This window comes from Collimonas sp. PA-H2, from assembly GCF_002564105.1.
GTDB lineage: Bacteria > Pseudomonadota > Gammaproteobacteria > Burkholderiales > Burkholderiaceae_D > Collimonas.
Map to the genome: position 1 here is coordinate 4,623,506 of NZ_PDBX01000001.1, position 26,964 is coordinate 4,650,469.

General features: G+C 59.9%; 22 protein-coding genes. 6 read left to right on the forward strand and 16 right to left on the reverse strand.

Annotation, left to right across the window (positions count from 1 at the left end):
• The 7 genes from BCF11_RS21275 to BCF11_RS21305 form a co-directional block, all read right to left on the reverse strand.
• Entirely contained in the window at positions 1-3,165 is a 3,165-nt protein-coding gene (locus BCF11_RS21275) for an efflux RND transporter permease subunit (protein ID WP_098496508.1), read from the reverse strand.
• A gap of 14 nt (positions 3,166-3,179) precedes the next feature.
• Positions 3,180-4,418 (reverse strand): efflux RND transporter periplasmic adaptor subunit, encoded by a 1,239-nt coding sequence (locus BCF11_RS21280; RefSeq protein WP_098496509.1) that lies wholly within the window; start codon positions 4,416-4,418, stop codon positions 3,180-3,182.
• Between the two features lie 175 nt (positions 4,419-4,593).
• Entirely contained in the window at positions 4,594-4,920 is a 327-nt protein-coding gene (locus BCF11_RS21285; RefSeq protein WP_158229248.1) for a CzcE family metal-binding protein, read from the reverse strand.
• A gap of 210 nt (positions 4,921-5,130) precedes the next feature.
• A complete protein-coding gene (locus BCF11_RS21290) occupies positions 5,131-5,598 on the reverse strand; it encodes a tyrosine-protein phosphatase (RefSeq protein WP_199110986.1) in 468 nt (155 codons plus the stop codon).
• A gap of 119 nt (positions 5,599-5,717) precedes the next feature.
• Positions 5,718-6,269: a GDYXXLXY domain-containing protein gene (locus tag BCF11_RS21295; RefSeq protein ID WP_098496512.1), complete on the reverse strand. Its 552-nt coding sequence runs from the start codon at positions 6,267-6,269 to the stop codon at positions 5,718-5,720.
• A complete protein-coding gene (locus BCF11_RS21300; protein WP_158229249.1) occupies positions 6,266-7,354 on the reverse strand; it encodes a DUF4401 domain-containing protein in 1,089 nt (362 codons plus the stop codon). The genes BCF11_RS21295 and BCF11_RS21300 overlap by 4 nt, the downstream gene beginning before the upstream one ends.
• A complete protein-coding gene (locus tag BCF11_RS21305) occupies positions 7,351-8,370 on the reverse strand; it encodes a DUF2157 domain-containing protein (RefSeq protein ID WP_098496514.1) in 1,020 nt (339 codons plus the stop codon). Before BCF11_RS21305 ends, BCF11_RS21300 begins: the two co-directional genes overlap by 4 nt.
• A 183-nt stretch (positions 8,371-8,553) precedes the next feature.
• On the opposite strand from BCF11_RS21305, the gene BCF11_RS21310 reads away from it, so the two are divergent.
• Both BCF11_RS21310 and BCF11_RS21315 read left to right on the forward strand, forming a co-directional pair.
• Positions 8,554-8,868, forward strand: a complete 315-nt coding sequence (locus tag BCF11_RS21310) for a hypothetical protein (protein WP_143751403.1) — start codon at positions 8,554-8,556, stop codon at positions 8,866-8,868.
• Positions 8,869-9,010: 142 nt separating this feature from the next.
• Positions 9,011-9,559, forward strand: coding sequence for a metal-dependent hydrolase (locus tag BCF11_RS21315; protein ID WP_098496516.1), 549 nt, complete (start codon positions 9,011-9,013; stop codon positions 9,557-9,559).
• Between the two features lie 37 nt (positions 9,560-9,596).
• Here BCF11_RS21315 and BCF11_RS21320 read toward each other — a convergent pair whose 3' ends face one another.
• Positions 9,597-10,502 carry an AraC family transcriptional regulator gene (locus BCF11_RS21320; protein WP_098496517.1) on the reverse strand — a complete coding sequence of 302 codons (906 nt, stop codon included), beginning with the start codon at positions 10,500-10,502 and terminating at the stop codon, positions 9,597-9,599.
• Between the two features lie 192 nt (positions 10,503-10,694).
• On the opposite strand from BCF11_RS21320, the gene BCF11_RS21325 reads away from it, so the two are divergent.
• The 3 genes from BCF11_RS21325 (at position 10,695) to BCF11_RS21335 (ending at position 13,256) form a co-directional block, all read left to right on the forward strand.
• A complete protein-coding gene (locus tag BCF11_RS21325; RefSeq protein WP_098496518.1) occupies positions 10,695-11,741 on the forward strand; it encodes an NAD(P)-dependent alcohol dehydrogenase in 1,047 nt (348 codons plus the stop codon).
• A gap of 13 nt (positions 11,742-11,754) precedes the next feature.
• Positions 11,755-12,057, forward strand: coding sequence for a hypothetical protein (locus tag BCF11_RS21330; RefSeq protein ID WP_098496519.1), 303 nt, complete (start codon positions 11,755-11,757; stop codon positions 12,055-12,057).
• A 164-nt stretch (positions 12,058-12,221) separates the two neighbouring features.
• Entirely contained in the window at positions 12,222-13,256 is a 1,035-nt protein-coding gene (locus BCF11_RS21335) for an MBL fold metallo-hydrolase (RefSeq protein WP_098496520.1), read from the forward strand.
• A 206-nt stretch (positions 13,257-13,462) separates the two neighbouring features.
• Here BCF11_RS21335 and BCF11_RS21345 read toward each other — a convergent pair whose 3' ends face one another.
• From BCF11_RS21345 to BCF11_RS21365, 5 genes are all read right to left on the reverse strand, one after another.
• Entirely contained in the window at positions 13,463-13,957 is a 495-nt protein-coding gene (locus BCF11_RS21345; RefSeq protein ID WP_098497626.1) for a GFA family protein, read from the reverse strand.
• A 97-nt stretch (positions 13,958-14,054) separates the two neighbouring features.
• Positions 14,055-15,152 carry a chitosanase gene (locus BCF11_RS21350; protein ID WP_233212580.1) on the reverse strand — a complete coding sequence of 366 codons (1,098 nt, stop codon included), beginning with the start codon at positions 15,150-15,152 and terminating at the stop codon, positions 14,055-14,057.
• Positions 15,153-15,249: 97 nt separating this feature from the next.
• Positions 15,250-17,529, reverse strand: coding sequence for a carbohydrate-binding protein (locus BCF11_RS21355; protein ID WP_098496522.1), 2,280 nt, complete (start codon positions 17,527-17,529; stop codon positions 15,250-15,252).
• Positions 17,530-17,604: 75 nt separating this feature from the next.
• Positions 17,605-18,912, reverse strand: a complete 1,308-nt coding sequence (locus BCF11_RS21360) for an alginate lyase family protein (protein WP_158229250.1) — start codon at positions 18,910-18,912, stop codon at positions 17,605-17,607.
• A gap of 128 nt (positions 18,913-19,040) precedes the next feature.
• Positions 19,041-20,306 carry a glycosyl hydrolase family 18 protein gene (locus tag BCF11_RS21365; protein WP_233212581.1) on the reverse strand — a complete coding sequence of 422 codons (1,266 nt, stop codon included), beginning with the start codon at positions 20,304-20,306 and terminating at the stop codon, positions 19,041-19,043.
• 765 nt (positions 20,307-21,071) lie between these two features.
• Here BCF11_RS21365 and BCF11_RS28060 point away from each other — a divergent pair.
• Entirely contained in the window at positions 21,072-21,458 is a 387-nt protein-coding gene (locus tag BCF11_RS28060; RefSeq protein ID WP_098496524.1) for an RHS repeat protein, read from the forward strand.
• Positions 21,459-21,919: 461 nt separating this feature from the next.
• Here the strand turns inward: BCF11_RS28060 and BCF11_RS21375 are convergent, their stop codons facing one another.
• The 3 genes from BCF11_RS21375 to BCF11_RS21385 are packed head-to-tail and all read right to left on the reverse strand — an operon-like array spanning position 21,920 to position 26,942.
• Positions 21,920-22,726: an oxidoreductase gene (locus tag BCF11_RS21375; protein ID WP_098496525.1), complete on the reverse strand. Its 807-nt coding sequence runs from the start codon at positions 22,724-22,726 to the stop codon at positions 21,920-21,922.
• 41 nt (positions 22,727-22,767) lie between these two features.
• Positions 22,768-25,836, reverse strand: a complete 3,069-nt coding sequence (locus BCF11_RS21380) for an efflux RND transporter permease subunit (protein WP_098496526.1) — start codon at positions 25,834-25,836, stop codon at positions 22,768-22,770.
• Positions 25,833-26,942: an efflux RND transporter periplasmic adaptor subunit gene (locus BCF11_RS21385; RefSeq protein WP_098496527.1), complete on the reverse strand. Its 1,110-nt coding sequence runs from the start codon at positions 26,940-26,942 to the stop codon at positions 25,833-25,835. The genes BCF11_RS21380 and BCF11_RS21385 overlap by 4 nt, the downstream gene beginning before the upstream one ends.
• Between the last annotated feature and the right edge of the window lie 22 nt (positions 26,943-26,964).

Here is a 26,964-nt window from a genome sequence, read left to right on the forward strand (position 1 = left end):
TTAATGTCCTCTCGCACTTGGATCGGCCGCAATCCGCGGCGACGCTGCCGGCGCCGGTGCTTTCTTTTTCTTGCCCAGCTTGTTGGCGACCACCACGTAAAACATCGGAATCATGAAGGTGGCGACGAAGGTAGCCGCCAAGGTACCGCCGATCACGCCGGTGCCGATGGCGTTCTGGCTGGCGGAGCCGGCGCCGTTGGCCAGCGCCAGCGGCAATACGCCAAGCACGAAGGCCATGGAGGTCATGACGATCGGCCGCATCCGCATATGCGCTGCTTCGATCGCCGCCTGCAGTGCGGTGCGGCCTTCTGTCTGGAGTTCGCGGGCGAATTCGACGATCAGGATTGCGTTCTTGGCCGACAGGCCAATCGTGGTCAATAACCCGACCTGGAAATAAACGTCATTGGACAAGCCCATGAATGAGGTCGCGCAAAGCGCACCCAGAATGCCGAGCGGCACCACCATGATCACCGAAACCGGGATCGACCAGCTTTCATACAGGGCGGCCAGGCTGAGGAACACCACCAGGATCGACAAGCCGTACAGCAAGGGCGCCTGCGAGCTTGACTGCGCCTGCTGTTTTGAAGTGCCGGTCCACTCGTAGCCGATGCCGGCCGGCAGCTGCTTGACCAGCTTTTCCATGGCAGCCATCGCTTTCCCGGAACTCTGGCCTGGCGCCGACTGGCCCTGGATCTCCATCGCCTCGACGCCGTTATAACGCTGCAGCTGCGGCGGACCGTAGGTCCATTCCATCGTGCCGAAGGCGGAAAACGGCACCATGCTTCCGCTGCTGCTGCGCACGTAGAGCTGCTGCATGTCGTCCGGGTTCATGCGGTAAGGCGCGTCGGCTTGCACGTAGACTTTCTTGATGCGGTTGTCGGTGTCGAGGAAATTATTGACATAGCGCGAGCCCCAGGCAATCGAGAAGGTCTGGTCGATGTCGGCGGCGCTGACGCCGAGGGCGGCGGCTTTTTCGCGATCGATATTTACCTTGATGGTCGGATTGTCGGCTTCGCCGGTAAAGCGCACTTGCGATAGGGCCGGGTCCTGTTTCGCCAGGGACAGCAGCTGGTCGCGCGCCTTGGCCAGGGCCTCATGGCCAAGGCCGCCGCGATCTTCCAGTTCGAAATCGAAACCGGCGGCGCTGCCCAGGCCGCGGATCGGCGGCGGACTGGAGGCGAAAATGTCGGCCTCCTTGTTCGCGGAAAAATGCTTGTCGATGCGGTCCGACAGCGCCTTGGCGGTCAGTTCGGGCTTGTTGCGCAGCGACCAGTCCTTCAAGCGGACAAACAGCTGGCCCTGATTCTGGCCGCGGCCGGCATTGTTGTTGCCGTTCACGACAAAGGTGGCGTCGACCATGGCCGCCTCGTCTTTCAGCAGGTAATCGCTGATTTCGCTGAGCACCAGGCCGGTGCGGGCCTGGGTGGCGCCCGGCGGCGTTTGCACCTGGACGAAGAGGAAGCCCTGGTCTTCATTCGGCAGGAAGGAGGCCGGCAGGCGCACGAACATCACGCCGACGATGACCAGCGCCGCCAGGTAGACCAGCAGCCAGCGGCCGGAACGGGCGGCGACGTGGCGTACGCCCTTGACATACTTGTCGCGCCCCTTGTCGAAGTTGCGGTTGAACCAGCCGAAGCCGCCTTTTTTCTCGCTATGATCCTGGCTGGGGCGCTTCAGGATGGTGGCGCACAAGGCCGGCGTGAGCGACAGCGCGACGAATACCGACAACAGCATGGAGGCGACGATGGTGAGCGAAAACTGGCGATAGATCCCGCCCACCGTGCCGCTGGAGAACGCCACCGGCACGAACACCGCGCACAGCACCATGGCCACGCCGATCAGGGCGCTGCTGATCTGACTCATCGCCTTGCGGGTTGCTTCCAGCGGCGACAAGCCATCCTCGTGCATTACTCGCTCGACGTTTTCCACCACTACGATGGCGTCGTCCACCAGCAAGCCGATCGCCAGCACCAGGCCGAACATGGACAAGGTATTGATCGAAAAGCCCAGCGCCGACATCACGCCGAAGGTCCCCAGCAGCACCACCGGCACCGTGATCGAAGGAATCAGCGTGGCGCGCACGTTCTGCAGGAACAGGTACATCACCAGGAACACCAGCACGATGCCTTCCAGCAGGGTTTTTACGACTTCCTCTATCGAGATCTTGACGAAGGGCGTGACGTCGTTCGGGTAGACCACCTTCAAGCCGTGCGGGAAATACGGTTCCAGTTCCTTGATGCGGGCCTTGATGGCATCCGCCGTGACCAGCGCGTTGCCGCCCGGCGCCAACTGGATGCCGATGCCGGAAGCCGGTTGGCCGTTGTATTGATTGTCGACGTTGAAACTCTCGGCGCCGAGGTTGATGCGGGCGACGTCGCTCAGGCGCACCTGCGAGCCGTCCGGCAGCACCTTGAGCAAGACGTCGCCGAAATCCTTGGTGGTGCGCAGCAGGGTGGATTCCGTGATGGTTGCGCTCAGCTGCTGGTTCTGCACTGCCGGCGTGCCGCCCAGCTGGCCGCCGGAGATCTGCACGTTCTGGGCTTGCAAGGCGGCGGTGACGTCAAGCGGGGTGAGCGAATAACTGTTGAGCTTGGTCGGATCCAGCCAGACCCGCATCGCATACTGGGTGCCGAACACGTTCATGTTGCCGACGCCGTTGATGCGGCTGAGCGGGTCCTGGACATTCGATACCACGTAGTTGGCGATGTCGAACTTGTTCATGCTGTTGTCGGCCGAGACAAAGCCGATCACCATCAGGAAGGCGTTGCTGGATTTGGTGACCTTGACGCCGGACTGCTGCACCTGCGCCGGCAGCAGCGGCACCGCCAGCTGCAGCTTGTTTTGCACCTGCACCTGGGCGATGTCGGGATTGGTGCCGGCGGCGAAGGTCAGGGTAGTGGTCGACTGGCCGGTGTCGTCGCTGCTGGACGCCATGTACAGCAGGTTGTCGATGCCGTTCATCTGCTGTTCGATCACCTGCACCACGGTGTTTTGCACGGTGGTGGCGGAAGCGCCGGGGTAGGTGGTGCTGATCTGGACCGTAGGCGGGGCGACAGGAGGGAACTGTTCGATCGGCAGCGAGAAAATGGATATCCCTCCCGCCAGCATGATCAGGATGGAAAGCACGATCGCAAAGATCGGCCGCTCGATGAAGAATTTTGCCATTGCTCGGTCTGCCTCTATTTAGCTGCGACGATGGTGGGCGCAGGCATGCTGGTTTGCGCTGCGGCAGAAGCGTTGCTTGCCGCCAGTTTTCCCACTGGCAGCCCGGACTGGCCCTGCGTCTCGGACGCACGCACCAGCATGCCGGGCTGCACTTTCTGGACGCCGCTGACGATGATCCTTTCGCCCTCGTTCAGGCCGCCGGTGACCACCCATTGGTTGTCGAAGGTGTTTTGCGTTTGGATCGTCCGTTGCGCAACCTTGTTGTCGGGGCCGACCACCAGCGCGGTCGCCTGTCCTTGCGGGTTATGGCTGACGCCCTGGATAGGTACAAGGATGGCCTTGTCGTTGACGCCTTGCTCGATGCGGGCGCGTACGAACATGCCCGGCAGCAGAACATATTTCGGATTCGGGAAAAGCGCACGCACCGTGACTGAACCGGTGCTCGGATCGACCGTGACGCCGTTGAACTGCAGCGTGCCGGGCAAGGGATATTGGCTGCCATCCTCCAGCGTCAGCGCCACCTTGACCTGGCCGGCGCCGTTCGGGGTCAACTGGCCGCTGGCGACGTCGCGCCGCAACTGCAGGCCGGCGACGCTGGACTGGTTGAGGTCGACGTAGATCGGATCGATCTGCTGGACGGTGGTCAGCAGCGTCGCGGCGCTGCCTTGCACGTAGGCGCCCTGGGTAACTTGTGAAATGCTGCTGCGGCCGCTGATAGGCGCGACTACCCGGGTGTATCCCAGGTTGATGCTGGCGCTGGCGACCGCGGCCCTGGCGGCGGCGACGTCGGCGGCAGCCTGGCCTTGCGCGGCGACAGCGTTGTCGTAAGCCTGTTTGCTGACAGCATTGCCGCCGATGAGGATCTTGTAGCGTTCCGCCTGCGAGCTGGTCGCGGCCAGGTTCGCTTCCGCCTTTTGCTGCGTCGCCTGTGCACTGTTCAAGGCAGCCTGGTATGGGGCCGGATCGATCTGATACAGCGCCTGGTTGGCCTTGACGTCGGCGCCTTCCTGGAAGCTGCGCTTCTGCACGATGCCGTCGACCCGGGCGCGTACCTGCGCAATCAGGTAGGCGGAGGTGCGACCAGGAAGCTCCATGGTGACCGGGACGCTGGTCCGGCGTGCCGTGACTACACTGACTTCCGGCGGCGCTGTCTGTACAGCCGCGGGCTTTTTGGGAGAGCATCCGGCGAGCGCCAGGATGGCCAGCGCGGCGGCCAGGCCGACTGAATATCTATTTGTTTTAGCTGTATGCATAATTCCAGCCCCATTTGCCTTATCGAATTGCCGAAACCATTGATGCGGCGTGATTTCGCGTCAGTTTCGGTAACGCGCGCCATGCTTGAAGAAAAGTAGCCGGGGCTGGATGAAAGCGGGCAGGCTGTATTGTTGCCGCAGCGCTGCTCCGCGGTATTGCCGCGCTCAGAGCGCCTTAGCCGTTATATAGCGGGTTAGGCGAAACATAGACTCTGACCGGATGGTCAAGCAGGCCGGCAGGCGCGACGCGGTTCAGTTCAAACGACTTGGCCGGACCGTTGAAAGTCCAGGTGAACGTGTTGCCGCCGGCATTGAACTGGACCGCCTGGCCGCCTTGCACGTTGATGTATTTGGTGTCTGGCGTGATGGTGATGACGCGGCTGGTTGCAGTCGTGGCGGCAGCTTCGCCGAGCAGGCTGTGATTGCTTGCGGCCATGGACGATACGGCCGAGACGGACAGTGTCAAGGCAAGCAGGGTAGGAATCAGGAATCTCGAAGTCATGATGTGCTCCAGTAAAAAAAGGAATGGTGTAGTCCGCAGTTTTGTGAAGAGCGGCAGTGACACTTTGCACGATGACGGGTTAACCCCGGATTGGCGGTTCATTAACGATTGTTAATGTTCGAGACCTGCGGACTTGCCCGGCAAGCATGGCCGTGTCGCGCCAGGATGGGGGCAAGCCGATCCGCTGCAGGAGAGGCAGCGGCAAGTTATCTAATTTTTGCTGTCAACACCTCTACGTATCTTTTCGACATCCACGGCGGCCATATATTTCGGAATATTTTTCCAAAGCGAGTGGTATCCGTAGCCGCCCTCAGTCAGCTCTTCCAGCGCCTTTTGCTTGGTCCAGTCCTGGAATACGACGCGGTACATGGCGGTGACCAGGCCGGTCCGGTCGGCGCCGTGCCAGCAATGCAGCAAGACCGGGCCTTCCTTGGCGCCGGCGCGTATCGCGCGCAAGGCGTCGATCACATTCTTATCGTTGATTTCCCAGGTGTTGATGCCGACATGCACGGCCTTGATGCCAGTATTTTTTAGTAAACCGTCATCCGAGTGGAATGAGCGCAGGTTGACCACTGTTCTGATGTCCAGCTGGTTGAGCGTCTTGATGTCCTGGGGCCGCAAGGCGGCGCTGCGATAGAAATTCTTGTCGACCAAATAGAGATTGGCCGAGGTGTCCACCGCCTGAGCCCATTCTGGTTTGCGGACGGCCGTTTGGCCTGTGTCTGCTTGCGCATGTGGTGCAAAGGCAAATTGGATCAGCAGGGCTGATTGGGCCAAGCGTTTCAGGAAATGAGATGTCATTGTTTGCTGTTGGTAGTTGCCAGAGTTTTCTTGATGCGGTCGGGAATCGCCTGGTGCTGCTGGTCCGCCAGGCCAGCCAGCAAGGCTGTGCCATCGCTCGCCACGCGGAAGATCGCGTAGCGGGCCAGGGCGAAGCGGGCGCCTTCTCCCTCGGCGAAGAAATAACTGTTGCTCGGCAGGTGTGCGCCATTGTCTTCCCATTTCAAGCGCACCAGGGTTTCGCCGGCTTGCGGCTGTTCGCCGGCCTGGGCCATTCGCAGAAACTGCGCAACGCCGTCGACGTCGGTGCCGAGTATTACATCGAGCGCTTGACCTGGGGTCGGGGGCGCTTTTGCGACGACCAGTTCATTAGTCAGCTGTTGCGTCAGTTGATAGTCAAGCGCCATGTAATCACCCTGCATCAGTGAACGCGGATCGACCGGACGCAGTGGCAGCAATATGGCGCGGCCCTGCGCCAGGGTTTGTTCATGCCGCCAGACGATGCCGTTCAGGAACAGCAAGGTGGTCAGCGCAGCGATTATGAAAAGGGGCAGGCGCCAGCGCATCATGCTGCTCTCCTCGACATGAACAGCCACACCAGCAACAGCACGATGCCGCTCGCCATCAGCAGCAGTCCCTTGTACAGCAGAGGGCAGTTCAAGTAGTAATAGAAAGCGCCGAAGCCGGCCAGTGCAGCGGCAATGCCGAGCGCTGTCAGGTAGCTGCGGCCTTCGGCCAGGCCGATCCACAGCACCAGCGCCGCTGTCGCCAGCGCTGGCGACAATACGCAGAGCGGCAACAGCACCGCCAGCGGCCAGACCCTGGCCGCCAATCCGGGGTTGCGGCGCAGCGTGATGAAGACGACCAGCAGCAACGGCAGTAGATCGAGCAGCCGGTAGGCAAGCCAGAGTCCATTTGGCGCCAGCCATTGATCTGTGTTGATTGTGACCCGGATCAAGACGTGCCAAACCGTGGTCTGCCACAGCTGTGCGCCAAGCCAGAACCACAGCAAGGCATGGCGCACCGGCTGCCAGACCGCCGGGCCGAGGCCGAACAGTTTCAGCGGATGGGCCCACAGCCACCATAGCGCCAGCGAAAATAGCAGATTGCGTAGCGGCGCCAGCTGCCAGTTCCAGGCAGCCAGCTCTTGCCTGCTTACGTCGAAGCGTCCCAGCCATGGCGTCATCCAGTACCACAGCACCGCCAGCATGACGCCAGCCGCAATGAAACGCAGCAGGCGATGTCCGGACAGTACGAACAGGATCAGCGCCAGCACGAAGGCCGGTAGTTCCCACGAGTCCGGCTTCAGGCCGGCGCCGACCAGCACGGCGCCGGCAATCGCTACCGGCACCGCCATCTGCGGCAGGAAAAACGATTGCCGCTTGAGCCGCATCACGGCTGTAGCAACGGCTATCAGCAGCACGCCGCAAACGATCCAGGCGCTTTCGTTGCTGGCGATGAAGGCCGGCACTACCACTGCCGCCACCAGCAAACCGGCGGCAATCCAGGCTGCGATGGTTTGCAGGATCATGACCGACCAAGGCAGGGCATCATCGTGCTCAGGCAAGGCAGCGTCCTGGCGCAGCGCGCCGCTCTCGCGCAAGCCGGCGATCACGCTGTCCCAGCCGGCAATCTGGTCGTTTGGCTGGCTCATTGTGCCGCCTCCATTAGTGCAGGTTGCGGCGCGGCTTGCCATTCCTGGTAGCGGGCGTGCAGCCACCAGCCGATGGCGCCTAGGCCGCCTATCGCCAGTATGGAAACCGGATACAGCCAGTTGTCGCCATGGGCGGAACCGACCACCCAGGCCAGCATAGCGACCCAGACAGAAAACAAAGGCAGCGCCAGCAGCAACAAATCGCGCCGCTGTAAATAAAAATAGAGCGCTGCAGCCACGCAGGCCAACCATAAGGCCAGGATTACGGGGCTGCTGCTGGCTGCCGAGAGCCCGAAAACATGCTGATGTGCGCCAGCCAGCACCATGCTGGCCTGGATCGTCAGCAGTAGCGCCAATCCTAATCCCAGCAGGCGCGACAAGATGCGCGCGGTCCATGGCGCCGCCGCGCTTTGCAGCCTTTCGACCAGGGCCAGCGCCGCCAGCCAGAAGCCGATCAAGGGCAGGTTGGCTTCATCGAACAGGCTCCAGGCCGACAGCGCCGGACGCCACGGCGCATGCGGCAGCCACAGCTGTAGCGCCAGCGATGCAATGACGATCCACAAGCCCCACAGCGGTGCGAAATTGGCCAGCAGCGCCCATGGCAAGGCCAGCGCCGCCCACAGCGCAAACAGCTGCCAGGCATCGGCGCCGGTCTGATAGGTTTGCCCGATCACCGCCAGCCAGATGCCGGACATGGCAGCTACGGCAAACAGCGCCCAGCGCCGGCCATCGCTGTCAGGCCGGGCCAGGAAAGCCCAGGCCAGCAGCGCCAGCCAGCCGGCTTCGGCGACGCCGACCCGCGCCAGGCGCGGCCAGGTCAGCCAATTGGAAGCGAATACCATCACGGTGCCGGCGAGCAAGCACAGGGCACCGCTGATCAACAGCAGCAGTGCGGCAAGCCGGCGCCAGCGCTCGGCGTCAGGCGCCAGATGCAAAGCCAGCAGCGCGCGCCGATAGCCCGGCTGGTCGAGTGCTCCGCTGTCCTGCCAGTGATCAAGAATGCTGCGTGCATTCATCGTTGGCCTCCATTTAAGGATGATTGATAGCGGGGAGGGCGCGCCATCAATTCAATGTTGTCATTTCAATATATCCATGGCAGGATACGGCAGTAATTTCTTTTTTGCAATATCCGTTCGGCCGGCCCCAGAATCACTAAGGGCTATCGAGCGGAATTTTTGCGCTTTATCGCTAGGGTTTTCATGTCGACCATCATGACCATTGTTTTGGCTTGTCTCCCGCTGATTCTGGCTGCTGCGGTTACTGTGATCAGTTGGAGTACTTTGTCGCGCCCATTTTTGTTTTTCGTTGCGGCCGTGCTGTCGCTGGGAGGGGTGCAAGCATTGGTCGCGCCGGTTGCTTATCCTATATTGCTGTCAGCCGCTGGAAGCACGTACGAAGCAGCAGGTAACGAAGCACTGGTCCGGACAAACATTGTGGCTGCGGTTGCTCAGCTGACCTTGGGGCTGGCGTTCTTGTGGTGGCTTTATCGTGGTTTGCGCAAACAGCTTAAATGAAAAAGAAGTGACCTGGAATCTGCGAAATGAAATCTTGTGCTGGCCATCACTGGGTTTTGCAAGAAAGCAGATAGGGGACGCGACGACTAGTCGAAGTCAGCCAACACACGCACACATAATCCGCTGTCAAAACTTTATAACTATGCCGACTATCCTTTCGCATGCTGCGGTGCCACTCGCCCTCGGAATTGGCTTGGGCGCGCGCATAGTTCCTCGCCGTCTGCTCATCGCCGGCATTCTCGCATCCGTTTTACCCGACTTCGACGTGCTGGCATTCCGCTTTCACGTGCCATATGCTGATGCCTTCGGTCACCGTGGGATTAGTCACTCTATCGTGTTTGCAATCCTGCTGGCTGCGCTGGCCGCAGTGTTTGCGGCGCGCCTGCAAGCCACGCGCCGTACGGCATTTCTGTTCGTTGCCATATGCGCCGCATCGCACGGGGTGCTGGACATGTTTACCAACGGCGGGCTTGGCGTCGCCATATTGTGGCCGTGGTCGAGCGCGCGCTTCTTTATGCCATGGCAGGTGATCGAAGTGTCGCCGCTTAGCCTCAATCGTATCCTTAGCCCGCGAGGGATAACGGTGATGATGTCTGAGCTGTCATGGGTATGGCTGCCGGCGGCGATTGTCTGCGCCACGCTGGTTTTCTCGCGTACGCTGAGCCGGCGCTATTATTCCGGGAAAAAATGATTTCTGCCCGGTTTGGTTCTAAGGTTGAATCCGACTTTTATCCCGCCGCCGCTTTCCTGAACCGTTCCACATCCCGCTGCGGCGGCATGCCGTACAGCCGCCCGTATTCGCGGCTGAACTGGGACGGGCTCTGGTATCCCACGCGATAACCGGCGGTTCCTACATCCAGCTTCTCGACCAGCATCAAGCGCCTGGCCTCGTGCAGGCGCAGCTGCTTTTGATACTGCACCGGCGTCATGGCGGTCACCGCCTTGAAGTGGTGGTGCAGCGACGACACGCTCATGCCTACGTGTTGCGCCAGTTCCGCCATGCGCAGTTGCTCGCCGTAGTTGGATTTGAGCCAGCTGATGGATAACGCGATCTTGTTGCCGGGGCTGTCGGCCATGGCGATCTGGATCAGTTGCGCGCCGCAGGGGCCGGTCAGCAGGTGATACAGGATTTCCTGCTCGATCAGCGGCGCCAGGGCGGGAATATCCGCCGGCCGGTCCAGCAACCGCAGCAGCCGCAGCGTCGCCTCCAGCAGGTCTGGCGATGCCGTGTTGACTGCCACGCCCAGTCTTTTGCCGGCAGCTGCGGCGGCCGCCGGGACGTCGATCCGGCTCATCAGGTCGGCCAGTTTGGCGCCGTCGATCGCCATGCCCAGACCCAGGTGCGGCAGTTCCGGACTGGCCTCGGTGACGCGCGATACGACCGGCAGGTCGAGCGACACCAGCAGAAACTGGCCGACCCCGTAGTTGAAGGTGTCAGCGCCCAGCATGATGCTTTTGGCGCCTTGCGCCACTAAGGCGAAGCACGGCCACTGGCTGACATGAAGGGGCAGGGTGGGGGATGAGCGGCGGTTGAAGAACAGGTTGCCGATCGCGGTCGCATATTCGCTGTCAGCCGTCGCATGGCGGCCGATGATCGCGGCGATCTCCTGGAAACGTTCGGATGGCGGATTCATTAACGTGTGTCTTTCTCTTTACGGGATAGCTGCAGTGATGCTACCTGACTCTTGCGGTTGCCGCCCGCGGATGTTCATCCATTTGCAGGATCGTGCATGAGATGCACAGGATCATGATAACGATGGGCCATTCCTCTGCCGTAGGATTGAGCACATCAAGTCATCCCGCCTTGTCACCTGAGAAAGCACGCAATGAATTACACCAAAGCCTACGCCGCTGCCGCCACGCGCAGCCCCTTAGCCCCGTTCACGATACAGCGGCGCCTGCCGGCGGACGACGATGTCGCCATCTCGATCAAGTACTGCGGCATCTGCCATTCGGATGTTTCCATGTCGCGCAATGCCTGGGGATTTTCGATGTTTCCCATGGTGCCTGGCCATGAGATCACGGGCATTGTGACGGCGGTCGGCGCCAAGGTTCGGAAATTCAAGGCCGGCGACCGGGTCGGCGTCGGCTGCTTTGTCGATTCCTGCACCAGCTGCGCCACGCGCAACGTCGAGCTGGAACATCTGATGCCCGGCCTGGTGCAGACCTACAACAGCCTGGAAGCCGACGGCAGCAGCCTGACCTACGGCGGCTACTCTGAATCCATCGTCGTCAAGGAGGGCTATGTGTTGGCGATCCCAGACCGGCTGCCGCTGGATGCGGCAGCGCCGCTGCTGTGCGCCGGCATCACCATGTATTCGCCTTTGCGCCGCTTTGCAGCGGGCCCCGGTAAACGCGTCGCTATTGTAGGCATGGGCGGCCTCGGCCACGTCGGGGTCAAGATTGCCCATGCCATGGGCGCCCAGGTAACGGTGCTTAGCCAGTCGCTGTCGAAAGCGGATGACGCCCTGCGTTTCGGCGCCGATCACTGCTACGCGACCGGCATGGCGGATACTTTCCAGACGCTTGCAGGTAGCTTTGATCTGATCATCTGCACCGTCTCCGCCGAGCTGGACTGGAACGCCTATCTCAATCTGCTGACCATCGACGGCTCGCTGGTGATTATCGGTATTCCTGAAAAGGCCATTCCGGTCAGCGCCTTGCCGCTGGTGGTGGGCCGCCGCTCCCTCAGTGGCTCGCTCATGGGCTCGATCAAGGAAACCCAGGAAATGCTGGATTTCTGCGGCCGCCACGGCATTGTCGCTGACATCGAAACCATCCGCATCCAGGATGTCAACGATGCCTACGAGCGGCTGGAGAAAAACGATGTGCGCTATCGCTTTGTGATCGACATCGCCTCGTTGCAAGACTGACCAGGAGCATGATATGAACGAAGCAATAGAAATCACCACCTTCAAGCTGGCAGGTTATTCCTGCGCAGACTTCATCATCGCCAATGCCGGCGTCGACGCCTGGCTCAAGCGTCAGCCGGGATTCCAGTCGCGCCGCCTGGCTGAGCGGGAGGACGGCACCATCGTTGACATGCTGATCTGGGACAGCGTCGCCCACGGTACGGATGCCATGCAGCGGTTGATGGACGAACTGGCTGATTCGCCGGTGCACGAAATGATAGCCCAGGATACGGTGTCGTGGACCGTGGCGCCGGTGCGACACCGGATGACGCGATAGAAACGCTAGCTGCTTGGACCAGCCATGGCTGCCATGCTCCGTATATAAATTATTTGCACTGCTAAGTTTACTTTTTTATGTTATAAACTACACTGTGTAGTGTAACGTATTTCAGTTTTCAGCAGAAATCGTCAAATAACCGACATCCGGACAGGACAACCAGCATGGCAAGCGAAACCCTCGAGGCCTTTGATACGGCTCTCCCCATCCAATATTCAATGCGGCGCGACGGCAAGTTCAGGAATCGCCAACCTATGCACAAGAACGGCTTACGCAAGACCTTGCAGATATTGTGGCGCTTCGCTTTCGACAAGCCGGCCGGCACCGTGCCGGCGCGGCCGATCCCGGTGCAGGCGATCAGCACGGCGCAGCTGCTGGCGGCGCCGGACCGTTCGCTCTTCCGCCTCGGTCACTCAACCATGCTGCTGAAGCTGCGCGGCGCATTCTGGCTGACCGATCCTGTGTTTTCCGAGCGCGCTTCGCCGCTGCAGTGGATCGGTCCCAAGCGCTTCCACCAGCCGCCGATCGGCATCGCCGATTTGCCGCCTATCGAGGGCGTGATCCTGTCGCATGATCATTACGATCATCTGGATCATGCCGCCATCCTGCAGCTGGCCGGCAAGGTAAAGCACTTCCTGACGCCGCTGGGCGTGGGCGATACGTTGATCAAGTGGGGCATCCCGGCGGAGAAGGTGCAGCAGCTGGACTGGTGGCAAAGCACCCGGGTCGGCGGATTGCAGCTGGCGGCGACGCCGGCGCGCCATTTTTCCGGACGCGGCCTGAGCGACGGCAACAGTACATTGTGGGCCTCCTGGGTAATCATCGATGACGACCTGCGCCTGTTCTTCAGCGGCGACAGCGGCTATTTCGACGGCTTCCAGGAGATCGGCCGGCGCTACGGCCCGTTCGACCTGACCATGATAGAAACCGGCGCCTACGACCATGACTGGCCGGATGTCCACATGCAGCCGGAACAGACCCTGCAAGCCCACCTGGACCTGGGCGGCAAGCATTTGCTGCCGGTGCATAATGGCACCTTCGACCTTGCCCTGCACCCGTGGCAAGACCCGTTTGAGCGCATCGTCGCGCTCGCCGCGGAGAAGGGCGTGCCGGTCAGCACGCCGCAGATGGGTGAAATGCTGAGCGTCGCCGCGCCCCAAGTCGGGCGGCGCTGGTGGCGCGAGCAGGACGCCGGATGATCAAGCGGACGGCTGAATTACAACTTTGCCGGGGGATGACATGGATAAAGCTATTATTTGCGAGCAGGACTACCTGCTGATCGTGGCGGAATTTGATGGTTTGTGGGGACGTAAAACTACTGCGCAGGAACAGCTCCGCATGGACTACATGATCGGTTTGATCAACGCTTTTGACGCCGCCCGTGCCGAGTCAAAAACAAGCATGCTTAGTCAGCGTCCAGCAAGCCCAGCCGCTCATGCCAATCCGCCAATGACTCATGCGGGAATTCGGCGAACTGCTGGTCTTTGCGGCCGGCTTTGACTTCAACCCAGGGCGCTTTGTAGGCCAGCAGCAGATGGGTATGTTCGGGCGGCGTCGGTAGCGGCGTGTCGATAGCGGAGGCAAACGGATGCACCAGCTCCGGCCATTCCGGACTGAACAGCCACAAGGCGCTGCCGCAGCGCCGGCAAAAATGCCGTTGCGCGGTGCTGGTATGGACCCGGCGCTCGCCCTTGCGCTTGAGCTTGGCGTGGTAGACGCTGACGTCGTCGCCGCCGGTCACTTTCAAGGTGCTGGCGTCGCCGCCGATATTGATGGTGTAGCCGCCACCGCCCTGGGTCTTGCGGCAGATCGAGCAATAGCAGCGCTGGTAAGGGTAGGGCGTAGCGCTGTCCAGGCTGAAGCGGACGGCGCCGCAATGGCAGGATCCCTTGAGTTTCATCGCTATCTCCTGATGGTGATGCTGCATCGACATCGACATCGACTAGCCGGATCAGCGCACCGCGCCCGGGCCGCTCAAGGCCCGGGCGTCCCCAGGCTTACTTCATGGTCCAGTTAGTCACCTTGACCACATCCGCATCGGCATTCTTGAGATCGGTTTCTCCCAGACCCAACAGGGTGCTCCATTCTTTTACCCGGTTCTTGCCGTTAGGCGGCTGGTTGTACTGATTGGTGTCGACGATCTTGCTGCGTTGCGCGTAGAAGCTGGTCATGAAAGTTTTTTCATCGGTGCTCTTGCCCGAACGCGACAGCACGCCTTCCAGCGTGCCGGAATCTCCGCTGGCGCCCTGGTTCAGCGCCGTATCGACAAACGAGCCGATGGTCAGCGCCGAGGTGAAGCCGCGCTGGCGCGCCTGCTGCAGGCTGTACTTGATATAGACATTGTAAAAAGTATGCCACATGGCTTCGCGCCATGCAGGGTTGTTTTGCAGCGCCTCGATCTTCTTGTAGAAATCCGTCTTGCTGTCGGTGATCTTCAAGATCGATCCTTGCATGTTGCCATGCGCGCCGGCGCGCGCCAGGCCACCTGCGATCGACGGGTTGGCGGCGCCGCTGGCGGCATCGAATTCCTTGAACAGCGCCGGACCGTCCGGACCTTCATCGTTGGGACCGCCGGTGGTGGCGCCGAAAATCCCGATGGTATAACCGCGGTCGTCATTGATGTTTTCGCAGTAGCCGTAGTATTTGGTCCAGTTGAGAGAATCCTGTTCCGGCTTGTTGATCAGCTTCATGATGTTGTCCCACTGCTCGCCGTCCAGACCGGTATTGGTTTTCAGGAATTGCAGCGTGGCCGGAGAGAAATTTGCATCGTGGTCGTTGGCTGCCGCTTTGGCCTGCTGGCAGCTGGCGCCGCTGATCCACGGCTGTGCCGTTGCACTGGCGCCGCTGCTGCCGGCCGGATTGTTCCCCTGGGTCCAGTAGGCGGCGCTGTAGTTGACGCCGCCGTAGCTGACCTTGCTGCCGGCGCTGTACACCGCGCCGACTGTCCAGGCGGCGTCGCAGGGGGCGATCCTGGCGTCCAGCCTGGCCTGGCTGCCGGCCGCCAGGCCGTGCGCCCCGGCGTTCAGGGACAAGGCCAGCAGGCCGCAGGAAAGCAGCAGGGCTTTCGATATTTTCTTCATGGGTAAATTAGGCAAATTATTCTCCAGAATGAATGATGTCGCGGTTGATCAATTTTTTAAGCCAAACATTTGTCAACTAGAACAATCCCCGAGCAGGTAAACCTGCGCATCTTTATTGCGTCAGCCGGACTACGTTGGAGCCGGCGTTGGCGCTATTGCCATACTGGTTGATGACGTGCGTGATCTCGCCGACGCCGCCCAGCGAAACCGTCGTCATGTTGTGGAACATGGCGCCGTTCAAGCCGGAGGCCGGCGCTTCGATCGCGCTCGATACCTTGACGCTGCTGTTGCTGCTGAAGTAGCAGTAGATGCCCACTCCCCATGCCTGGTGGCTGGTGACCGAGTCGGCTACCTTGTAGGAGGCGTAGCCGTTCTTGCCGCTGTTCATCCAGCTGCCCTGGTCCGGTACATCGTAGGGCAGTTCGCTTTGGTAGAAATAGACGCGGCCGCCGTTGCCGTTCCAGAGCGTCTGGTATTGCTGGAAGTGCTCTACAAACAAGCCGTAGATAGTGACATTGGCGCCGTTCACGATGAGGCCGTTGGTGGCGGTGTTGCTGGTCCAGCCGACGCCGTAGGTATGGTCGGCGCGCCAGATCCAGAAATCGTCGCCGATGACGTCGCTGCTATTGATTTTCAGGCCGACCGCGGCCTTGCCCACGGCGGCGCCGCCGATGCGGAAGAACAGGTCATGCAGGGAGGTCGGATTGGCGGCATGGCTGGTGCTGCTTGCCGTCGGCCCGACTTCCAGCAGGATAGGCGAACTGACCGGACCGGCATCGAACAGGATGCCGGCGATCTTGACGCCGTCGACGTCGGCCACCGACATGGCGGCCACGCCGTTATCGGGCAGCAGCGTTGCCAGGCCGAGGCCGAGCACCACGGTGTTGGCGCGCGTGATGCGCAGCGTATCGTTGAGATGATAGATTCCGGGCGTCAGGATCAGGTTCTTACCCTGGCTCAGGGCAGCGTTGATGCTGGCGGCGGTATCGCTGCTTTCCTTGGCGATATAGAAACCGCTGATGGAGAGCGACTGGCCGGCTGCGGCGCCGTTGGCCCAGCTGGCGCCGTGATTGTTGCTGGCAAGCGCAGGAACGAAGACGTTATAGTTGCCGCCGGCATCGATGGTGAGGAAAGGCTTCTCCCGTACCACAGGCGTGGTCGCCAGCACGGTGTCGGGCGGATTTGGCCAGACAACGCCACCGGGTGCGCCATCAACCCCGGCGAACACCATGTTCCAGTTGGCGCCGCTCCAGCTGCCGATTTGCGAATCGCGGGTGAACCATTGCTGCTGGCCGCCGGACTGGACCTGGCCGTCGACCTTGGAGTCGGCCAGGAAGCCGCCGCTGGACCAGCCGCCGTCATCCAGCGCCAGGTTGCCCTTGATATGCATGCGGCGCAACGGCGAGCCCTGCGATACCGCCCAGCGGTCCAGGCCGCCGCTCGGATTGATCGCCATGTTCTCGGCGCCGCGCCAGAAATTCTGCGTCGCATTACCGTTGTCCCAGTCGGCTTCGACGTGTACCGCGCCGGTTATGTTGACGTCGTCAGGCGAATTTCCCAGGCCCAGGACCTGGGTATAGAAACCGACATTGACGTCGACGTTATAAGCGCCGGGTTTGAACAGCAGCGCATAGCGGGCGTTGCCGAACTGATTGCTTTGCTGCTGGCTGAACACTGTGTTGAGCCGGCCCTGGATGGTGGCGGCGGACATGCCGGGATCGAAGATCAGCACATTAGGCCCGAAATCAGGCGCCGCGCCGGCGCTGCCGATGGCAAGCCAGTTGAAGTTGCCGACCGCGCCGCTGCTGCCGGCGCTATCCATGTACAGCTGGATGACGTGCTGGCCGGCCGTCAGGCTGATGCTGGAAGAGAGCGTCTGCCAGTTCTGCCAGCCCTGGGTATCCGGGATCGTCAGCTGCGAAGTCGCTGCCGCGCCGTCCACATTGACATGGAAGTTGCCGCCCTGGCCCAGGCTGGCGACCCGCACTTGCAGCGTGTAGCTGCCAGCCGCCGCGACGTTGACCGTGTAGTTGAGCCATTCGCCGGCCGTAGTCCAGCCGACGTCGTAGCCGGCGCCGCTGTCGCTGGAGGCTTCGATGCCGACACCCTCGATGCTGCGATACTGTCCGCCCTGGTTGGTGTTGGCGGCGTTGTAGTAGCCGACATTTTGTCCGCCATTATCGAAATTTTCCGCCTGAATTGTTCCTGGCAACGGCCATGGCGTGCCGCCGTAAGGAGAACCGGCAGTAGCAGCGACCGCGCTTTTCGCGCTGCCGGCGACGCTGCTTGAACTGGCGCTACCGCCGTCGCCGCAGGCGCCCAGGATGCAGGCGCTGGCAAGCGCCAGCGTGAAGTTTTTGAATAAGTATTCGAGGGCGTCAGTGTTCAACATGTTCTCCAGTCGGTTTTGTGGTGTGCGGCAAGAAGTTGCAACGCGCTGCTCCATGCGCAACTCCGGCAGCGGGCGTTATTTCGCGGGGCTGCCGCCATGCGTCAGGGTTTCCAGGATGACGTCGTGCAAATCGTCAGGACTGGCTGCCGGCCTGACATCGTTGACCAGGTGTTTCAATGTCTGCGGCAATGAAACGCCGAGGCGGTTGTGATAGGCGTTATAGCCCCGTTCCATGGTGCCTTTCAGTACCGGGATATAGCTGCCGTTGCACAGGCCGGGGAAGCCGGCGGGGATGGGGACGCTGTCGGTCTGCGAGGTGTTGCGCACGCCTTGCAGCATGCGTGCATGGTATTCCAGCGTCGTGGTCAGGCGCGCCTGCATCGGCGTGTACAGATCGGTGCCCTGGATATAGGCGGTCTCGGCGCCATTGAAGGTGGCCGCCATGCCGAGCTGCACATGCTGGGTGTCGCGGCAGGTCTCTTGCGATACACCGCTGGTGGCTGCGTTGAAGGCAGTTTGTCCGTTCCAGTTGCTCGGGCTGCCGCTGAATTTTACCGGCGCGCTGCCGTCTTGCGCCTGGTTGTAGAAATAAGCAGGCACCCATTTCTTCCATAAGCTGACTGCCGAGGAAAACAATGCCTTGTCTTCGGTGAATACGGCGATGCCGAGCATGCCGTCGATCATGCTCAGTTCCCAGTTGCCGTTCTTGCCGGCGCCCTGGTTGTTATTGATGTAGGGCAGGTACTGGGTCGACAGCATTTTTTGAAAGGCGGCGACGTCGGCCGGCGCCCAGTCGCTATAGGTGTAGCGGATGATTTCCGCCGCTGCCGGCCATTTTTCTGCTGTCCATGCCGACTGCAGGGGAGCGTTGGAACCGGTATGCCCGCCGCTCAGGTTGCGCGCATAGGTGTTCATGATGGCGATCGCATTCTTGGCGTAGGTGGCATTGCCAGAGATGAACCACAGCAGCGCCTGGGTATAGGCGGCAGCGGCGTCGCTGTCTTCGGTCGAACAGCCATGATCCGGCACCGAGCCGGAGCCGCATTCGATCACGTGGCTGGCGGGCGGTCCTTGCACCCGGTAGCTGAGCGATCCTTGCGTCGTGTTTTTGGCCGCGTCATAGGCCGAGGCAAAGGGCTCGGCGCCGGCATTAATCTGGTTCTTGATGTAGTTCAGGCGCGCAAGGTCGACCAGCACGCCGGGATGCTTGAAGGCGGCCGCACTGGCTGTGCTTGCCGCTGCTGGATTCAGCTGCGTTTTTTGCGCGGCGTTGTCATCGGCGTTTGCCTGCACTGCCGCCCAGCTACCGCTGCTCAGGGCTACCGCATTGGCGAGGGAAAAGGCGGCGCTGATGGTGAGATATTTGACGGAGGGAGTTTTCAAGATGATTCCAATCGAAAGTGTGCTTCAGTATCAGAGAAGCGCTGCGTGCAACAGCGCGCAAACAGGGTTTGCCATTCCCGGCTTGCTGGCGGGAATGGACACGCTGGTGTTATCGATGAATGCGCTGCCTAGAAGCCGAGCGCGGAGAGGAATTTGTTGGTGTAGCCCAGGGTTCCTGCCTTGCCGTAGTTATTGCAGGTGTCGGAGGAGTTGTTGTCCGATGTCGCCGGAGCGCAGTCGCGGTCGCGCGCGAAAGCCCAGAAATGCACGCCGCCCAGTTTCTTCGACAAGGCATAGTTGGAGACGGTGACGGCATCGGCCAGGGTGAAGGTTTCGGCTATGCTGTCGTTGCCGCCTATCATAGGCGTGACCTCGATCTGGCTGTACGGCACTTTCCAGTGATTGTGCAAGCTTTCGGCAGCGCTGATGGTTGACTTGCCCATATCGCATTTGCCGCTGCTGTTAAGCGTGCACAGCGCGGAATTTTCCTGTCCGGAATTGGCGAAATCCATGGTCATCAGGTTGACCGTGTAATTCTTCAGGCCGTAATTCTGGATCGCCGTCATCACCTTCACGCCCATGTCGCCCAGGCTCTGGCTTTCATTGCCGCCGTCGGTCGCCAGCGTGAAGCTGTAGCGCAGGTTGGGATAGGCCGCCTGCGCCGCAGCCACCCGCGCGACCAGGTTGTTGATGTCGCTCTGGGTCTGGGTGTTCTCGATATCGAAGTCGATACCGAGCAGGTTTGCGCTGTAGTAGGTCTTGATGAATTTGGCGAAATTGGCGTCCGAGGCGCAGGTGAAATTGGCGCCGGCGCCGCCGGTCGAGACGATGTATTTCTTGCCGGCGCTGACAAAGCTGGCCACGTTGGCCTTGGCAAACGCCGCAGCCGATACGCCATTCCAGTTTTCGCTGCCGCAGCTACCGGTGGCGAACGCCCAGGTCACCGCTGTCAGCTTGGCGGGCATGGCCTTGAGCAAGGGTTGCGAACTGCCGGTGACGGCCGTATTGAGCTGGTCACCGCTGGTGTCGCCGGAGTAAAAATAGGGGCTGTAGATCAGGCCAGTTGCAGGCGCTGGCGTCGGCGAACCGCTGCAGGTGGTCGGCTGCCAGTACCAGGTGCTGATGGTCGGATCGGTGCCGTCGCTGCCGTTGCTGCCGGCGTTAACCTCTTTGTAGAGCAAGCCGTTGGCGGGATACTGGACGATGGCGCCTATCGCGTAATTGACGCCAGCGGTCCAGCTGCTGTACTGGCAACTGGCTGTCGGCGCCACATTCTGCCCGGCTTGGGCGGTGCCTGCACTGCCGCTGGCAGAAGCCTGCAGTCCGGCGCCATGCGCCGCCAGCGCGGTGTATGAAAGACAGATTGCCAAGCCTTTTATCATGTTCAGTTTCAATTTCTTCTCCTGGGTAGAGTGGGGCGGCTGGTGTAGCTCTGCCAGCGGCCGCGGTGTGAAATCGTGATCGAAAACTGCAGCGAACAATCGTGGGGAAGCGGAATGTTCGCTGAGTGTTCGATTAATGCCTGGATGCCGGTTGTCACTGATCGCAGCGCTTGCTTGCAAGGCTGAGAAATTTCCATGTGGAAACGTCTTGTTGATGGACTTTAGGGATCCGAAAAGTGGTTGTCAACCTGTATTAAAGTGGTATTGCCATATAGAAATATCACTTCTGTTACAGTTTTTCAAATGAGCTCATAAACCGTTGTTTGCATTAGTTTTTATTCAAGTTGTAGGATCTGTTGTTTTTGCAGGTGGACTTGTCGCTATTTTTTTGAAATGAAGGAGGAGTGGCGAAATACATGAGCTTTCCTAAACAGAACGACCTTGTGGTCTCAAAAAATACGTAAGAGTGCGAAATATTAATTGTTTTTTTTATTAGTGATCGCATGACATGCGCGCTGCTTTTGGCTGGTGATGGCTGCTGCGGACCGGCGAGGAAATGGATTTGTTTTGCACCGGGTGAAATTTTGGAGAGGGAGTTTACGTACGGAAAATGCATCACTTTTTCTCGGCATACAAATGTTCCTTCGAGCGTAGTTCTCTATATAACGCCAGTGTCGATGATCGGCCTCTACCTACACCCACAACGGTATCGATCAGAGGGGGCAGAAGCAAGGACCGACCAGCATCATCGCCACCGGCACCAACACCAACACCTATGTGTATGACGAACAGGGGCATTTGATTGGTGAGTACGACGCTAATCAGCAAGCCATTGAAGAGACGGTATATCTGGAAGGTTTGCCGGTAGCTGTATTAAAACAAACGGCCACGGGTGCAGGAGCAAGCCAAGCCACCGTGACCAACGTTTATTACGTCTATGCAGACCACATCAACACGTCGCGGGTGATCACACAGACGGCAGGCAACCAGATGGTATGGCGCTGGGATAATACAGATCCATTTGGACTTCAACCACAGGATGAGAACCCGAGCAGCCTGGGAGCCTTCACGTGCAACCAGCGTTTCCCGGGGCAGCTGTGTGACAAAGAGACCAACAATTTCTACAATATCAATCGGGACTATGATCCGCAGCAGGGACGATAACTGCAAAGTGATCCAATGGGATTGTTGGCAGGATTGAATACGTATTCTTATGTTGGGGGAAATCCAGTAAGTTATAGCGATCTTTCAGGGCTAATCTGCAGATTTATTTATGGTTCTCCACTAGATTTACAATGGCAAACTGAAGAGTCACAAGAGCTCCGCAGTGGGTACGGAGTGGGAGCAAGAAAAGTCAAAATTAGCCTTGGCACTAATACCCTGCATATTCCAATCAATTTGAGCACTGAGTCCAGCACCGAAATCAGTCAGTCCATTGCTTCTGATTAGTGGTTTTGGGATTTTTTGTTGCCCAAACACTTAATTATTCTTTAATTTTCTCGGTTTACGAGCATTGCAGCCGCGATAGCGGAATCTCAATTAATAGATTCGCGCTAGGGTATCCCAGGTTCGGCAGAGCAAAGCCCGTTGAGTTCGGGCCTTGACGTGAAAGCAGGGAACCGATTTCAGGCAAGTCCAAATGTTTTCCTCAGGCTTGCATCGACGGGGCCAGCAGGCATGAAACGGCGCAGTTTGCTCAGAAGAGAGGCCTGGCCTTTGGGGGTACGCCGCATTTTCCATGCACCCAAAGCGGCATCGATAATCGTGGTTGCGACACCATCGGGTTCCGGTGCGGCTTTAACATTTTTTTCAATTGCGCGGAACACGCCGTCGCGCTCATCGTCATAGGCCGGGATTTTGGACGCCGCCTGGGGCGCGTTGATATCCAGACTGGTCTTGGTGTAGGAAGGCGCAACAAGCACCACGCGGACTCCGAACTTGCGCACCTCATGATCCAAAGTCTCGGACATCCCCTCAACGGCATGCTTGGATGCTGAATAGAGCCCCATGTATGGAGCCGGAAGGAAGCCCAGCACTGAGCTGATGTTGACGATTCTTCCCGAACGCTGCGCGCGCATGTGCGGCAGTACCGCTTGTGTTGTGCGCAAGATGCCAAAAACGTTGGTATCGAACAGCGACTGAGCCTCGGCAATCGACGTTTCTTCCGTCGAGCCGTGCAGGGTCACGCCTGCACTATTGACAAGTACATCGATGCGCCCGGCCTGAGCGATGATGGTCTGGATTCCACGCTGAACTGAAGCGTCGTCGCGGACATCCATCTCGACCAGCACAACACCAGATATTGACTGTGTTTTTGTAGCATTGCGTACGGTGCCGAATACTCGACAACCACGCTTGGCAAATTTCACCGCGGCGGCACGCCCGATGCCTGATGACACACCGGTAATAACGACGACTTTAGAATTCGACATGACAGTTCCTTTGGTATGGGTGAATTGGGATGAGCGGCAGATCAATTTTGCGATGGGGCTGGCCTGATCTTGAACCAGATGGAATACATCGCCGGCAAGAACACGAGGGTCAGGATCGTCCCTGCAAATGTGCCGCCGATCAGTGTGTAAGCGAGCGTGCCCCAGAACACCGAATGGGTAAGCGGGATGAAGGCCAGGATCGCCGCCAATGCGGTCAAGACCACCGGTCGAGAGCGCTGCACGGTTGCCTCGACAACCGCGTGGAATGGGCTCAATCCCGCCTGTTCGTTGTGGCGGATTTGCCCGATCAGAATCAGTGTGTTGCGCATCAGGATACCCGACAGCGCAATCAGGCCGACCAGCGCATTGATGCCAAATGGCTGCTGGAACAGAATCAACGTTGGCACCACACCGATCAGCCCAAGCGGGCTGGTCAGGAAGACCATGACCATCGCGGAGATCGAGCGCACCTGAAAAATGATCATGAGCAGGGTTATCGCCAGCATGATTGGAAAGAGAGGCAACATTGCTTTTGTCGCTTTGCCCGATTCTTCGATGGACCCTGCCTCCTCGATGCGGTATCCGTCAGGCAGTTTGTCCATGATGGGCTGGAGCTGCTGGGTGATGGCTGCCGACACGTCCGGCGGCTGTAAGCCATCGGCGATGTCGCCCCGGACGGTGATCGTCGGCATCCGGTCGCGACGGCGCATGATTGGTTCTTCCATGCGCACGTCGACCTTACCCACCTGCGACAGGGGGATACGTTGCCCATTGGCGCCAGCCAGCGTGAAGTCCGCGATCTTGGCCGGGTCGAGCCGGCTGTCGCCAGCCGAACGGGCCGTGACTTGCACCGTGCGAATGTCTTCACGGACGGCGGTGACAGGCACACCGCTTAGCAAGAATTGCAGTTGCTGCGCCACGGCGCTGGAGGTCAGCCCGACGGCCTGCAATCGGTCTTGCTGCAAGGTGAAGTGCAGCATAGGCGTGCGCGTGCCCCAGTCGGTGTTGACCGTACGCATCATCGGACTGGCATCCATGACCCGCTGCACTTCAGTCGCGATACTGCGTAGCTTGTCCTGGTCCGGTCCTGTGACCCGGTAGGCGACCGGGAACGGCGAATAGGGACCAAACACCAGTTGGGTGACGCGCACGCGCGCCTCAGAAGCGAGGCCGTCGGCGATTGCCTTGCGTAACCGGTTTTTCAATACCTCGCGCTCATCCTGGTTGTCTGTGCGGATCACGATCTTGGCAAACGACGGATCAGGCAATTCTGGTCCCATTGCCAGGTAGAAGCGTGGCGCGCCTTGACCAACATAGGCCGTGACGATCTTCGCTTCCGGCTGTTTAGCCAACCATGCTTCCACCTTCTCTGTGGCGGCGCTGGTCTGGCCGATCGAAGTGCCATAGGGCATCTGCACCTCGACCAGCACTTCGGGGCGGTCGGAGATCGGGAAGAATTGCTTCTTGACCACCGCCATTCCGAGCACGGCTACAACAAAAAGACCCACTACAGTACCGGCGACCAGCCACTTGCGTGCGATAACGCGCTCCAACACTTGGCGGAAGCGGTTATAGCGTGGTGTATCGTAGAGTGCGTCGTGGCCGCCTTCGACTTTTTTGAGATCGGGTAGCAGCTTGACACCAAGGTAAGGTGTAAATACCACGGCGACCACCCAAGACGCGATCAGTGCGATGCCGACAATCCAGAACATATTGCTGGTGTATTCACCGGCGGTGGAGCGGGCGAAGCCATTGGGCATGAAGCCGACGGCCGTCACCAGCGTGCCCGAGAGCATTGGCGCGGCAGTGTGGCTCCACGCATAGGCAGACGCGGCAATACGGTCGTAGCCTTCCTCCATCTTTACCACCATCATTTCGATGGCGATGATGGCGTCGTCCACAAGCAGGCCCAGGCCCAGGATCAGCGAGCCCAGCGTGATGCGGTCGAAGTTCTTTCCGGTCGCGGCCATCACGATGAAGACTGCCGCCAGCGTCAGCGGCACAGCCGCAGCAACGACGATACCCACACGCCAACCCATACTCACGAAACACACCAGCATGACCACCAGCAGCGCGACAAAGAACTTGACCATGAACTCATCGACCGCCGAGCTGATATTGACGGCTTGGTCTGTGACCTTGGTCAGGCCCATACCCTGCGGCATATCGGCGTTGATCGCACCAACCTCCTTATCCAGCGCCTTGCCCAGATCGAGCCCGTTCCAACCGTCGCGCATGACGATGCCGAGCAGCAGCGCGGGTTCGCCGCCGTTGCGGATCATGAAAGTCGCCGGATCCTCATAGCCACGCTTGATCGTGGCGATGTCCGACAGTTTCAATGTGCGACCTTGCGCCACGACCGGCGTATCGCGGATCTTTTGTAATTGATCGAAAGCGCCGTCCAGGCGAATAAACACCTGCGGTCCCTTGGTTTCCACGGAGCCAGCCGGCGTTAGCACGTTCTGATTATTGAGTGCGGCGAATACTTCCTGTGGGCTGACGCCCAACGTTGCCAGTCGCTCATGCGAAAACTCGACATAAATGCGCTCAGGCTGCTCGCCAACGATGTTGACCTTCTTTACACCGGGCACGTGCAGCAGGCGCTGGCGCAACGTCTCCGCATCGCGTACAAGCAGGCGCTGTGGTTCGCCCTTGGCCTTGAGTGCGAATAGGGCAAAGGTGACGTCCGCGTATTCGTCGTTGACCATCGGTCCGATCACGCCAGGCGGAAGGTTGTTTACCTCATCGCTGACTTTCTTTCGGGCTTGGTAAAACTCTCCCTGGACCTCCGAAGGTGGCGTACTGTCGAGCAAGGTCAAGGTGGTGAAGGCTAAACCAGGTCTTGTGTAGGTCTCGGTACGTTCATACCAGCGCAGCTCCTGCATGCGCTTTTCGATTTTCTCGGCGACCTGGTCCTGCATTTCCTGTGCGGTGGCGCCTGGCCAGGCAGTAACGATGGTCATCACTTTGACCGTGAACGCGGGGTCTTCCGCCCGGCCAAGTTTGAAGAAGGAGATGAACCCGGCCAGCGAGATCAGGCAGATCAGAAACAGGGTGACGGAGCGCTCGCGCACGGCGAGCGCCGACAGGTTGAAGCGACCTTCGCTCATGGCCGCACTCCCACGGTTGCGGCGGCGGCCTGGTCAGCCACCCGGACCTGCTCGCCTTCGTGCAGCAGGTGAGTGCCGAGTGCGACTATCCGGTCACCTGGCTTGAGTTGGCCTGCAATGCGCGCACCGTCGTCGTCCAGTCGCTGGACCGTGACCGCCCGCCAGGAAACCTTTGCTGGCTTGCCTTCGATGACCCAGACTCCCGCCCCCTTGCCCGCGTCGAACAGCGAGCCAATCGGTACCCACAAGCCGCCTTGCTCAGCGGGATGTGCGTCCGGGATCTGAACGGTGACTGTTGTACCTAATGGGGCGCTGGACATCTCCCCGTCCAGCACATACCGCGCCTCGAAGGTGCGGGTTAGTCGGTCTGCGGCATCCGAGAGCTGCCTGAGTTTGGTTGGAACGGTAACGCCCTCTTTGCCAAAGAGCGTGGCTTGGCCGACTGAACCGATGGCAGGGCGCAAGGTTTCCGGCAATTGGATGATGGCCTCGCGGTGTCCAGCATGGGCCACACGCACCACGACTTGGCCCGCGTTGACGACTTGGCCGGGTTCGACTAGCGTTTCCATGATGATGCCATCGGAATCTGCCACCAGCTCCGTGTATCGGCTCGCGTTGCGAGCAACTTCGGCTTGGGCTTCGGTTGCATTGAGCTGGGCTTTGGCAGTATCTGCCGCAGCCTTGACTTGGTCGTAGGCTGAAGCCGATATCGCGCCGGTTCCGCGCAGGTCGCGGTAGCGGGCTTCATCGTCCGCCGTTTGCTGGGCCCGTGCCCGGGCTGCGGCGACCGCTTCCTGCTGAGCATGCGCGGCAAGCTTCAGATCGACAGGGTCGATGCGCATGAGCGGTTGCCCACGCTTAACGGTTTGCCCCGCGTCCACAAGTCGCTCCAACACCTTGCCAGAGACCCGGAAACCAAGATCGCTTTGTACCCGAGCAGCTACGGTTCCGGTGAATGTACGTGATGCAGCGACTGCCCCCTGAATCGTAGCCGCACGTACTAACGGCGCTTCGGTACGTGGATCGGCTTGCGGTTTTTCGCCACAAGCGACCAGCGCAAACGGCAATATAGATATGGCAGCAGAGAAAACGAGGCGGCGGAGCATAGAAATCCCATAAAGAGCTAAA